The sequence below is a fragment of the Pseudomonas sp. PA-6-3C genome, assembly GCF_021605825.1.
Lineage (GTDB): Bacteria > Pseudomonadota > Gammaproteobacteria > Pseudomonadales > Pseudomonadaceae > Aquipseudomonas > Aquipseudomonas edaphica.
Window position 1 is genome coordinate 110,524 of sequence record NZ_WKDV01000016.1, and the last position, 11,664, is coordinate 122,187.

Annotated in this window: 10 protein-coding genes; 5 read left to right on the top strand and 5 right to left on the bottom strand. The window is 59.6% G+C overall.

From position 1 onward, the window contains the following. Positions 1-140: 140 nt before the first annotated feature. The gene (gene metR / locus GIW48_RS13465; protein WP_017137016.1) at positions 141-1,058 is read left to right on the top strand and encodes a transcriptional regulator MetR; all 918 of its coding nucleotides are present in this window, start codon (positions 141-143) and stop codon (positions 1,056-1,058) included. A 177-nt stretch (positions 1,059-1,235) separates the two neighbouring features. On the opposite strand, the gene GIW48_RS13470 is transcribed toward metR, so the two are convergent. From GIW48_RS13470 to GIW48_RS13480, 3 genes are read right to left on the bottom strand one after another with little or no spacing between them, the layout of a single operon-like run. After that, positions 1,236-1,742, bottom strand: a complete 507-nt coding sequence (locus tag GIW48_RS13470; protein ID WP_236460175.1) for a GNAT family N-acetyltransferase — start codon at positions 1,740-1,742, stop codon at positions 1,236-1,238. Next, positions 1,736-2,149 (bottom strand): NUDIX hydrolase, encoded by a 414-nt coding sequence (locus GIW48_RS13475; RefSeq protein ID WP_236460174.1) that lies wholly within the window; start codon positions 2,147-2,149, stop codon positions 1,736-1,738. Before GIW48_RS13475 ends, GIW48_RS13470 begins: the two co-directional genes overlap by 7 nt. Then, complete coding sequence (locus GIW48_RS13480; protein WP_017135906.1) at positions 2,146-3,459, bottom strand: HD domain-containing phosphohydrolase; 1,314 nt, start codon at positions 3,457-3,459, stop codon at positions 2,146-2,148. The genes GIW48_RS13475 and GIW48_RS13480 overlap by 4 nt, the downstream gene beginning before the upstream one ends. 227 nt (positions 3,460-3,686) lie before the next feature. On the opposite strand from GIW48_RS13480, the gene GIW48_RS13485 reads away from it, so the two are divergent. From GIW48_RS13485 to GIW48_RS13500, 4 genes are read left to right on the top strand one after another with little or no spacing between them, the layout of a single operon-like run. Next, the gene (locus tag GIW48_RS13485; protein ID WP_236460172.1) at positions 3,687-5,561 is read left to right on the top strand and encodes a putative bifunctional diguanylate cyclase/phosphodiesterase; all 1,875 of its coding nucleotides are present in this window, start codon (positions 3,687-3,689) and stop codon (positions 5,559-5,561) included. Positions 5,562-5,582: 21 nt separating this feature from the next. Beyond that, positions 5,583-6,545 carry a cytochrome-c peroxidase gene (locus GIW48_RS13490; protein WP_177032784.1) on the top strand — a complete coding sequence of 321 codons (963 nt, stop codon included), beginning with the start codon at positions 5,583-5,585 and terminating at the stop codon, positions 6,543-6,545. After that, on the top strand, positions 6,542-8,368 hold the full coding sequence (locus GIW48_RS13495; protein WP_225933034.1) for a DAHL domain-containing protein: 1,827 nt from the start codon (positions 6,542-6,544) through the stop codon (positions 8,366-8,368). Before GIW48_RS13490 ends, GIW48_RS13495 begins: the two co-directional genes overlap by 4 nt. Continuing rightward, entirely contained in the window at positions 8,365-9,744 is a 1,380-nt protein-coding gene (locus tag GIW48_RS13500) for an ATP-binding protein (protein WP_138452482.1), read from the top strand. Before GIW48_RS13495 ends, GIW48_RS13500 begins: the two co-directional genes overlap by 4 nt. 20 nt (positions 9,745-9,764) lie before the next feature. On the opposite strand, the gene GIW48_RS13505 is transcribed toward GIW48_RS13500, so the two are convergent. Together GIW48_RS13505 and GIW48_RS13510 are read right to left on the bottom strand one after the other, a co-directional pair. Then, positions 9,765-10,037 carry a type B 50S ribosomal protein L31 gene (locus GIW48_RS13505; protein ID WP_017135901.1) on the bottom strand — a complete coding sequence of 91 codons (273 nt, stop codon included), beginning with the start codon at positions 10,035-10,037 and terminating at the stop codon, positions 9,765-9,767. A gap of 100 nt (positions 10,038-10,137) precedes the next feature. Then, the gene (locus GIW48_RS13510) at positions 10,138-11,463 is read right to left on the bottom strand and encodes an APC family permease (protein WP_236460171.1); all 1,326 of its coding nucleotides are present in this window, start codon (positions 11,461-11,463) and stop codon (positions 10,138-10,140) included. Positions 11,464-11,664 lie beyond the last annotated feature (201 nt).

Consider the following 11,664-nt stretch of genomic DNA (forward strand, 5'->3'; position numbering starts at 1 on the left):
ATGAAGTTTGTACAAGCGCGCTGCCACAGTTGCGTGACAGTTTGATGAAGTGCGCCCAACGGTCATGGTCGACATGACTGGCAACATGAGACACACTCACGATATATCTAATCATCACAAATTATCTTCATGGAGCGCCCGTGCTCGAAATCCGCCACCTCAAGACCCTGCACGCATTGCGCGAAGCCGACAGCCTGGTCGAAGCCGCCGAACGCCTGCACCTGACGCAATCGGCGCTGTCCCACCAGTTCAAAGAACTGGAAGAGCGCCTGGGCATGCCGCTGTTCGTGCGCAAAACCAAACCGTTGCGCTTCACCAGCGCCGGCTTGCGCCTGCTGCAACTGGCCGATGCCACCCTGCCCTTGTTGCGCGGCGCCGAGCGTGACATTGCGCGTTTGGCCGGTGGCACCGCCGGGCGCTTGCACATGGCGATCGAATGCCACAGCTGCTTCCAGTGGCTGATGCCGACCATCGACCAGTTCCGCGATGCCTGGCCGGAAGTCGAACTGGACCTGGCCTCAGGCTTTGCCTTCGCGCCGCTGCCGGCCCTGGCCCGTGGCGACCTGGACCTGGTGGTGACCTCCGACCCGCTGGAACTGCCGGGCATCACCTATGTGCCCTTGTTTACCTACGAAGCCATGTTGGCCGTGGCCAACCAGCATGCGCTGGCGAACAAGTCGTACATCGTGCCGCAAGACTTGCTCAGCGAAACCCTGATCACCTACCCGGTTGAGCGCGACCGCCTGGATATTTTCACGCGTTTCCTGGAACCGGCCGACGTGGAGCCGGCCCAGGTGCGCACCTCGGAGCTGACGGTGATGATGATGCAATTGGTCGCCAGCGGCCGTGGCGTGTGCGGCATGCCCCATTGGGCGCTGCATGAATACAGCGCGCGTGGGTATGTGAAGGCCAAGCGTTTGGGCGAAAAAGGCTTGTTCGCGACGTTGTATGCGGGGATCCGTGCGGACATGCTGGATGCGCCGTATATGCGCGACTTCTTGCTGACCGCCAAGGACACCTCGTTTTCAACTTTGGATGGGGTCAGCGCCGTGCGTTAATCACGCACAAAGGTGAACACAATGAGGACTCTAATGTGGGAGCTGGCTTGTCGAATCGTCGCACCGCTGCGATGCAGACACCTCGGTGTGTCAGGTACACAGAGTTGATGCTATCGCAGCGGTGCGACGATTCGACAAGCCAGCTCCCACACAGAACTATGGTTCCCCTATGGAATTTCAGTCGCCTTTGAGTTCACGCCACATGTGGATCTTGTCGAAATACTCGATCCCCACCCGCACCGCCAACGGCTCCAGGCCGTATTGAATAAAACCGCAGCGCTGGTACAGCGCGAAGGCTGCGTCGTTGCCGGCGGTGACGGTCAGTTGGATCAGTTTGACGCCGGGCTGGCGTCGCGCGGCATCGAGCGCCGCCTCCAGTAACTCACGGCCCAGGCCCTTGCGCTGATAAGCCTCGGTCACGAACATGCCGAACAGCGTGACTTTGTGCCGGGCCTTTTCCCGGGGTTCGAAGGCCAGGCCGACAATCCCGGCCAAGGTGTCAGCCGCGAACGCGCCGAGTACCCGGTCCAACGGATTGTCCAGGCGCTTTTCCCACCAACTCATAGGCATCCGCGCGCGCTCGGCGACGCTGGAGGTAAACGCTTGGGGATAGGCGCCGTAGGCCTCAAGCATCAGCGCTCGATATGCCTCGGCGTCGTGGACACCCAGTGGGCGAATCAGCATGCGGTGAGCGACTTTCGGTAAAACGGCAGGATCAAATCCCGCGTTAAAGGCGCCAGTTGCAAGCCGCCGTCACCGGCCGGGTCGATCCAGCGCACTTCTTCAATCTCGGCAGCGGGCGCTACCGGCACATCGATGTGCACCTGGAACAACTCGGCGTGCACCGTAAAACCCGGTTCGTTGGCGGCAGGCGCCGAGAAGTGGCCCAAGTACACGGCATCACTCGGTTTGATACACAGGTTCAGTTCTTCGTACAGCTCACGGACCAGCGCCTCGGCGGGTTGCTCACCGGCGTCGATCTTGCCGCCGGGCTGCATGAACGCCTGGGTGCCACGTTTGCGTACCAGCAGGGTTTGACCGTCGCTGCCGATCAGCAGGGCGGCGGCAATTCGAATAGTGGAAATGCTCATGAAAGAATCGGTGTCTCTTCAGGTTGTTTGATAAATACGCTGTATTTCGCGCCTTCCATCGCCTCGAACGCAATCAGCTTGTCCACCAGCGGCAGATTCAACACCTTGCCGGCGTTAAGCAACAGCATGCCGTTATCGGCATTGAGGTTGCGGGCCAGCACCATGCCGGCTTCCAGCTCTCGGGTGGAGAGGACCTTGACGCTGGGGTCGCCCAAGGTCACATCGCTGAGGAAGGCCGCGCAGGCCTGCACGAAGTCTTCCACCAGCTCCGGATCGTAAAGACGACCGGCGTACTTGCGGATATACAGCAACGCTTCGTCGCTGTTCAGATGCCGTTCAAGGATCAAGCCTTTTTGCAGTTCGATGAAGTCCACTGCCAGTTTAAGCAGGCGCGAGCCGGGCGGGATCGCATCGCCCTTGAGGTGATCGGGAAACCCTGTACCGTCCCAACGCTCCTGGTGGTGGCGAATGATCCGCGCCGCATCCTTCATCGGTTCCAGGGTCATCAGCAGCGATTCGCTCTGGGTCGGGTACTCGCGATACAGGCCACGGTCGGTGCTGTGCAGCTTGTCCGACGGCGCAACCATCATGCTGTCGCTCCAGCTCAGCTTGCCAATGTTGTACAGCGCAGCGGCCATGGTCAGGTCGCGGGTGCTGGCTTCGTCGATGGACTGGGCCGCGCAGTAGACCCGGATCAGTTCGATCAAGGCGCGGTTGGTCTGTTTGTCCTTGGGCAAGCGCAGGTTGGCCAACAGCGAAAACACTTCGGTACCGGTCACGTAGCTGCGCTTGAGCTCGTCGTAGGCCAGATCGAGCATGTCGGCGGTCTGTTGCAGCTCGCTGGTACGGGCTGCCACGCGCTTTTCCAGGTTGGCGTTCAACACCTTGAGCTGATCATTCTGCTCATGGGCCAGGCGCTCCAGGCGCTGATGCTCCAGGGCCTGGCGCAACACCAGCGGCAGTTCTTCGTCATTCCAGGGTTTGCTGATGTAACGGTGAATCTGCCCTTCGTTGATCGCCTTGATGATCGTCGCAAGGTCAGCATAGCCGGTCAACAGGATGCGGCTGGTGGCCGGGTACAGCCGGTGGACTTCAGCCAGCAACTGCGCGCCGTCCATGCCGGGCATGCGCGCGTCGCTCATCACCAGGTCGATGGGCTGGGCCGCCATGATCTCCAGGGCCTGGGCGCCGCTGCCGGCGAGTACGACATTGAAGGGTTGGCCGCGCAACAGGCGGCGCAGGCTGTTGAGGATCGATTCTTCATCATCAACCAGCAGAATCGTGGGTGGGGTCGCAAGCTGTTCATCCATGGTTACTGCGCCTTAAAAATAAACGTAATAGAGCTAAATTGAACCCTGGTATCCCGCCGCGTTTCTGCGCTTGATGCACGCAGCCACGCAGCTGATTTGACGCCAACTTGCCGTCGATTTCAAGGGAACTCAACTATGCTGTCTCAACCGGTACGTACTCCTCCCGGATGTCAAACCAAGGAAGGAAGTGTTATGCCATCAACCCTGTTGCCAATGCAGAGTGCGCCATGAAGCCGGATTCAGGGCGGGCCAACCGACGCATTCTGATCGTGGATGACACCGCCTCTATCCACGAAGATTTCCGCAAGATTCTGTGCGCCAATCCCAACGATGCCCCCTCACTCGACAGCCTGGAAGAAGCCCTGTTCGGCACCGCGGCGCCGGTGCGCCAGGCGTTTTTGCTGGATTCGGCCTATCAGGGCCAAGAGGCCCTTGCCCTGGTGAACAAAGCCCTGGCGGACGGTGCGCCCTACGCCATGGTGTTTATCGACATGCGCATGCCGCCCGGCTGGGATGGCCTGCACACCATCGAACAGTTGTGGAACGTCGACCCCAACCTGCAGATTGCCCTGTGCACCGCCTACTCCGATTACTCCTTTGAGGCCATCGAAGCGCGATTGAAGTACAACGACCAGCTACTGATCCTGAAAAAACCCTTTGACCACCTGGAAATCCGCCAGATGGCCAGCGCCCTGACCTGGAAATGGCAGCTCGCCCAAGACGTCGCCCTCAAGGTACTGGGCCTGGAGCGCACCATTGAAGAACGCGTGCAGGAACTGCTCAAAGTGTCGCACCTGTTGCAATACGACGCGCTCACGCAGTTGCCCAACAGCACGTTGCTGGGTGACCGCCTGACCCAGGCCATCGCCCTGGGCCGACGGCATGACACACAACTGGCGGTGATATTTATAGGGCTCGACCGCTTCAAGCGCATCAACAATGTCTTGGGGTATCCGGCGGGCGACGAGGTGCTCCAGCAGGTCAGCCAGAGCCTGGTGGCGACGGTGCGAGACTCGGATTCAGTGTTTCGCTACGGGACCGACGAGTTTGTGATTTTGCTCAACGATATCCAGCACCCGCAACAAACCCAACATATTGCGCAAAAGTTGCTCACGGCCGTGCGCACAACCCGCCACGTCGCCGGGCACGACCTGAGCGTCACCGCCAGCCTGGGCATCAGTATTTACCCCAATGACAGCAGCACGGCGGTGGAACTGATCAAACATGCCGAAACCGCCATGCACACCAGCAAGGAGCGCGGCCCGGGTGACTTCAGCTTTTATACCGAGACCATGAACCTGCGCGCGCAACATCAGCAAGGCCTGGAAAGCGCGATCCGCCAGGCCCTGGAGCGTGACGAGTTCGTGCTGCACTACCAACCGAAACTGGAATTGAAAACCGGCAAAATCGTCGGTGCCGAAGCCTTGATACGTTGGTTTGCGCCGCGCGCCGGATGGGTCAGTCCGTCTGAGTTCATTCCGGTGGCCGAAGACAGTGGGCTGATAGTGCCCTTGACCCAGTGGGTACTGCGCCGGGCCTGCGAGCAAGGGCAAGCCTGGCGCGCCATGGGCTTGAGCCCGTTGTGCATCTCGGTGAACGTCTCGGCCATCGACTTTCGCCAGCGGGACTTTACCGACAACCTGGCCGAGATACTCACACAGACCGGCCTGCCGCCTGCCCAATTGGAGTTGGAAATCACCGAAAGCGTGTTGATGCAGAATGTCGACGACACCGTCGCCACCTTGAACACCATCAAGGCCATGGGCGTGCGTCTGGCCCTGGATGACTTCGGCACCGGTTATTCCAGCCTCAGCTACCTGCGGCGCTTTTCCATCGAAGTGCTGAAAATCGACCAATCTTTCGTACGCGGCATGAGCGTAAATAGCCAGGACGCGCAACTGATCAGCGCTATCATCGGCATGGGCAAAAGTCTGAACATGAGCATCATTGCCGAAGGCGTGGAGACGATCGAACAACTGAACTTCCTGCAAGCTCAGCGGTGCGAAGAAGGCCAGGGTTTTCTATTCAGCAAAGCCGTACCCCCAAAGGATTTTGCGCAGTTGATGCAAGCCGGTCACCCTGCCCTGATGCCCGATCAATAGCCGATTGCAAGGAGTGCTCGCTTGAGCGAAGTATCAACCCAAGGGCTCATTTTCACCTTATGGTTAGGCGCGAGTCTGCCACTGGCAGCCGCACCGCTGGACGAGGCACTCAAACCCTTGCCGGGCGTGCCGACGCTGGACCCGGCCAAAGTCGAACTGGGCCAGCAACTGTTCAATGAGCCACGCCTGTCAGCCAACAACACCCTGTCCTGCGCCAGTTGCCATCGCCTGGAGTCCGGCGGCGCCGACGACAAGCCGTTTTCGATCGGTTTTGACGGCAAACCGGTAGAGGTCAACACCCCATCGGTGTTCAACGCCAGCCTGAATTTCAAACAGTTCTGGAATGGTCGTGTCGACACGCTGGAGGCGCAAGTCGAACACGTGGTCACCAGCACGGCAGAAATGGGCAGCGACTGGAAAACCGTGGTGCAGAACCTCGCCGCCGTGCCCGCCTACCAGAGCGCATTCCAGCAGACCTATCCCGATGGGGTCACCGCAGCCAATGTGCAAAACGCCCTGGCCACCTATGAGCGCACGCTGCTCACGCCCGACTCACGGTTTGACCAATACTTGAAGGGCAATACGGAGATCCTGACCCTCAAGGAAAAGTACGGCTACCAGCGTTTCAAAGATTACGGCTGTATAGCCTGCCACCAGGGTGTGAACATCGGCGGCAACATGTTTCAAAAATTCGGCGTGATGGCTGACTACTTCAAGGACCGCGGCAACCCGGTCGAGTCGGACCTGGGGCGTTACCTGTTGACCAAGGATGAAGAGGACCGCTATGTGTTCAAGGTGCCCAGCCTGCGTAATGTGGCGGTCACCGCGCCCTACTTTCACGACGCTTCGGCCAAGAGCCTGGAAGAGGCTGTGGACGTGATGTTCAAGTATCAGCTGGGGCGCACTCCGACCCAGGAAGACAAGGACCTGATCATTCTGTTTCTCAAGACCCTGACTGGCCAATGGGCGGGCAAGCCGTTATGAGCCGACTGCCGAGCCTGTCCCGCCGCCGTATCAGTCAGCTGTTGCTGGGGTTGATGACCCTGCTGCTGGCCTCGACCCTGGTCTTTTTGTACCTCATGTCCTCCCGCGACCAAACAGCCAGCTACACCCAGTCACGGGACCTGATCCGCCAGCTCCAGCAACTCAACGCACAATGGGACAGCGAAGTGCTCAAGGCCCGGATTGCGATTACCCACAACTACGATCCGCTGGTGACACCGCTCACCGAAATGACGCGTATATGGGCCGAACTTAACAGCCGCAGCACCTACCACAACAGCGTCGACCTGCCCCGTTGGCGCACCATCCAGCTAGCGTATGAAACCGCCATCCAGGAAAAGGCGCGGCTGGTAGACCGGTTCAAATCCCACAATGCGGTGCTGCGCAACTCGCTGGCGTTTCTGCCGACCGCTGAAGACGATATCCAGGCCCAGTTCAATCGTGTTGACGATGGAGGGCGGCTGCAACTGCAAAGCGTGGCCACCGACACCTACGACCTGCTGCTCAGCAGCCTGGAGTTCGCCCAGGTCACCAGCGACGACCGCGCCGCCGATATTCTGGTGGGCCTGGGCAAACTGGAAATTAACAAGGAACGCCTGCCCATTGAGTTCCAGGCCCCGGTCGAGATCCTCAGCAACCACATTTCGCTGATCCTGCGCGAGCAACCGGTGGTCAACAGCCTCCTCGAACGAATTGCCGCAGTGCCCGTGGCCGAGCGCCTGGATGACTTGACCACCCACCTCAACCAGGACCAGCAGGCGGCCGACCTCATTGATCATCAATACCACCGCTACCTGTTGATTTTCTCAACCTTGCTGGTGGTGTTGCTGCTGTACCTGGCGGTACGCCTGTTGCGCAGTTTCGCCGAGATCAACCGGATCAATCGTGCCTTGCAGGCCGCCAACGAAACCCTGGAACAAAGGGTGGAGCGGCGCACGCAACAGCTCAAGGACGCCCAGAGCGAGCTGATGGACAGCGCCCGCCAGGCGGGCATGGCGGAAATCGCCACGAACGTGCTGCACAACGTCGGCAACGTGCTCAACAGTGTGAACATTTCCGCCGACCTGGTGGGGCGTAAATTGCGCAACAGCAAGGCCCAGGGCCTGGGCAAAGCCATGCAATTGATCAACGCGCATCAGGGCGACCTGGGCACCTTCCTCAGCGAGGATGAAAAGGGCAAGTTGCTGCCGGGCTACCTGAACCAATTGGTCGAAGCGATTGCAGTCGAACAGCAAGACATGAGCGAGGAACTGACGCAACTGAGCAAAAGCGTTGACCACATCAAGGACATCGTCTCGACCCAGCAATCCTATGCCGGCGCCTCCACACTGCTCGAACCCGTCAACATCAGCGCGTTGATGGAAGACGCCCTGCGCATGAACGCCGGCGCTTTGAGCCGTCATCACGTCACGGTGGTCAAGGAGTACGCGCAAGTACCGGAGATTCTGGGCGACAAACACCGGCTGTTGCTGATCATGGTCAACCTGATCAGCAACGCCAAGTACGCCATGTCCAACCTCAGTGACCGGCCACGGCAAATGACCCTGACCGTGCAACCGGCGGCTGAAGAGACGCTGAAAATCAGTGTAAGGGACGATGGCGAGGGCATACCCGCCGAGAACATGACCCGGATATTCACCCACGGCTTCACCACGCGCAAAGAAGGCCACGGCTTCGGCCTGCACAGCTGCGCCCTGGCCGCCGTGGAAATGCACGGCCAACTCAGCGCCCACAGCGATGGGCCAGGCCTTGGCGCAGTGTTTACCTTGACGATTCCTCTTACCCTTGCCGGAACTGCCCCATGAACCAGACTCCCAACCGGCGCATTCTGTTGATTGATGACACACCGTCAATTCATGAAGACTTTCGCAAGATTCTGATGCCGAGCGTGGCCGCCAACCCTGCACTGGACGACCTGGAGTCAGCGCTGTTCGGCGCCGCCGCCACGCCTCAGGCTCAGGTATTCGACCTGCATTCGGCGTACGGCGGCGAAGAAGGCCTGGGCTTGCTGACCACGGCCATGGCAGAACAACGGCCCTATGCGCTGGCTTTTGTGGACATGCGCATGCCCCAGGGCTGGGACGGCGCGAAGACCATCGAGGCATTGTGGAAGGTCGACCCCGACCTGCAAGTGGTGGTGTGCACCGCGTACTCGGATTACTCCTGGGAGGACCTGCTCTTTCGCCTGCACGCCCATGACCGCTTGCTGATCCTGAAAAAACCCTTCGACAACATTGAGGTCCAGCAAATGGCCAACACCTTGGCCAACAAGTGGGACATGGCCCGTCGCGCCGCCTTGCAAACCTCCCACCTGGAACAGCTGGTGGAACAACGTACCCAGGCGCTGCAACTGGAAATCGACGAGCGCAAGCACTTGGAAAGCCAGCTGGTGCAGTCGGAAAAGCTCGCGTCGCTGGGTCAGCTTGCCGCCGGTGTCGCCCATGAGATCAACAACCCGGTAGGCTTCATTTCGTCCAACCTCAGCACCCTTGATGGCTACTTCAACCAGCTGCAACAGATGCTTGAAGCTTATCGACACAGCGAGGAAATAATCGCTTCGCAACCACAGCGCGACCAGCTAAAGGCTTTGCGCACGACGTTGGAGCTGGACTTTCTCAAGGAGGACATCCCGATCCTGATCCGCGAATCCAAGGATGGCATTGGCCGCGTGGTGCAAATCGTCAAAGACCTGAAAAATTTTTCGCGGGTGGACAACGACCAGACCTGGCAATTCACCAATCTGCAACAAGGCATTGATTCGACGCTGAACATCGTCGCCAGCGAACTGAAGTACAGGGCTGATGTGGTCAAGCACTACATGCCGCTGCCGGACATAGAGTGCCTGGCGTCGCAGCTCAATCAAGTGGTGATGAATCTGGTAATCAATGCCGCACAAGCCATGGGCCCGGAACGCGGCACCATTACCATCAGCAACGGCGTGGAAGGTGAGAACATCTGGCTGGAAGTGGCGGACGACGGCTGTGGCATTGCGCCGGAAACCGTGCAGAAGATTTTCGACCCCTTCTTCACCACCAAACCCGTCGGCGAAGGCACTGGCCTGGGGTTGTCACTCTCCTACGGCATCGTCAAGAAACACCGGGGCTCAATCTCGGTCAGCAGTGAGTTGGGCAAGGGCACAACCTTTCGGGTGGTGCTGCCGATTCGGCAAACGGCGGCGTAGGGCACGCCGCCGAGTCGGGGTTATGCATCCGCCTTTTTTGGGCTGGACCCAAACGAAGCGAAACGCTTGTTGAACCCGGCGATCCGGCCTTCGACCTGGGTCTTGCGCTGCTGGCCGGTATAGATCGGGTGCGAGGCGCTGGACACATCGAGCGGGATATACGGGTAAGTGTTGCCGTCACTGTGTGTATGGGTGCGGTCGCTGTCGGCGGTGGAGCCGATCAGGAAGAACACGTCGGCGGCGGTGTCGTGGAACAGCACAGTGCGGTAGTCGGGATGGATACCAGCTTTCATAAGGCCTCCGGGGCGTCTGGGTGCAATTCAAGTGTTATACAGTAACACAAATCATGCGCCCAAACGAGAACCGATTGCAATAAGAATAGGCCGACTGCTTCTATGCCGCTTCCTGGAAGTCCATTTCCGGGGGTTGTTTCGAGAAACCGCGCGTTAGAAAGCCCAGGTACACCAGGCCAATCGCCAACCACACCGCGCCCAGGTAAATCGCCAGGTGATCGAGGCTGACCATCAGCCACACGTCCGCGAGCAAGCCGATGGTCGGAAATACCACGAACAGGATCAGCTCACGCACACCGCGCTGTTTGGCGCCGATCCAGTAGTGAAAGATCACCGACAGGTTCACCAGACTGAACGCCAGGAACGCACCGAAGTTGATGAACGAAGTTGAGGTGGTCACGTCGAGCTTCAACGCCAGCAAGGCCACCACCGCACACAACAGGATGCTGTTGACCGGCGTGCCGAAGCGCGCATGCAAGGTGCCGAAGAACGACTTGGGCAACACACCGTCCCGGCCCATGGCAAACAACAGCCGCGAACCGCTGGCCTGGGCCGACAGCCCCGAGGCGAACTGGCCGACGATCAGGCCGATCAGGAAGATCGACACAAACAGGTCGCCGCCCACGTTGCGGGCAATCTCGTAGGCCGCCGAATCCACATCGGCGAATTCGAACGACGGGTGGGCGATCTGCACGAAGTACGACACGCCGACGAAGATCAGGCCGCCGATCAAGGTGATCAGCATGATTGCTCGTGGGATGGTACGGCGCGGGTCGCGGGTTTCTTCGGTGAGGGTACTGACCGCATCAAAGCCCAGGAACGAATAGCAGGCGATGGCCGCGCCGCTCATGATCAATGGCATGTGCATCTGGCCGTTGAAGAACGGGGCGATGGTCCATAGCGGCTTGCTCGCGTCACCGCCGATGTAGTGGATGCACAGCGCGACAAACGCGATCAGCACCAGAAATTGCACCAGCATCAGCAGCGCGTTGATGCCGTTGGCGAGCTTCAACCCGATGATATTGATTGCCGTGGTGATACCGATAAAGGCCAGCACCCACACCCACTGCGGCACCGACGGGAACGCCGAATGCAGGTACGCAGCGCCGATCAGCCAGATGGCCATGGGCAGGAACAGGTAGTCGAGCAACACCGCCCAACCGGCGATAAAGCCCAGCTTGGGGCTGATGGCCTTGCGCACATAGCTGTAGGCGGAACCGGCCACAGGGAATGCCGAGGCCATGCGCCCGTAGCTCATGGCGGTAAAGAACATCGCCACCAGGGCCGCCAGGTAAGCGGCCGGGACCATACCGCCGGTGGATTGCGCGAGGATGCCGAAGGTGCCGAGCACAATGATCGGCGTCATATAGGCGATGCCAAACAGCACCACCGACCCTAACGACAGGGTGCGTTGCAAACGAGCCATGAGCGATTCTCCGCTGATTTATTAGATTTATGGCAGAACTGAAGTCGGTGAAGCGCAAACTATTTTTATGATTGATGCTGCTGTTGTGGCGAGGGAGCTTGCTCCCGCTGGCCTGCGTAGCAGGCCCGCCGTCTGTGTTGTCGCTGGTCCGCCCCGCGCGGCCAGCACCTGCCCCCCCGACGTGGTCGGTTGTTCCTGGGG

Coding starts and splice junctions, on each gene's coding strand:
- GIW48_RS13480 (WP_017135906.1), bottom strand. CDS start 3,459: ATGGATGAACAGCTTGCGACCCCACCCACGATTCTGCTGGTTGATGAT.
- GIW48_RS13470 (WP_236460175.1), bottom strand. CDS start 1,742: ATGCTGATTCGCCCACTGGGTGTCCACGACGCCGAGGCATATCGAGCG.
- GIW48_RS13495 (WP_225933034.1), top strand. CDS start 6,542: ATGAGCCGACTGCCGAGCCTGTCCCGCCGCCGTATCAGTCAGCTGTTG.
- GIW48_RS13475 (WP_236460174.1), bottom strand. CDS start 2,149: ATGAGCATTTCCACTATTCGAATTGCCGCCGCCCTGCTGATCGGCAGC.
- GIW48_RS13485 (WP_236460172.1), top strand. CDS start 3,687: ATGAAGCCGGATTCAGGGCGGGCCAACCGACGCATTCTGATCGTGGAT.
- GIW48_RS13500 (WP_138452482.1), top strand. CDS start 8,365: ATGAACCAGACTCCCAACCGGCGCATTCTGTTGATTGATGACACACCG.
- GIW48_RS13505 (WP_017135901.1), bottom strand. CDS start 10,037: ATGAAAGCTGGTATCCATCCCGACTACCGCACTGTGCTGTTCCACGAC.
- GIW48_RS13510 (WP_236460171.1), bottom strand. CDS start 11,463: ATGGCTCGTTTGCAACGCACCCTGTCGTTAGGGTCGGTGGTGCTGTTT.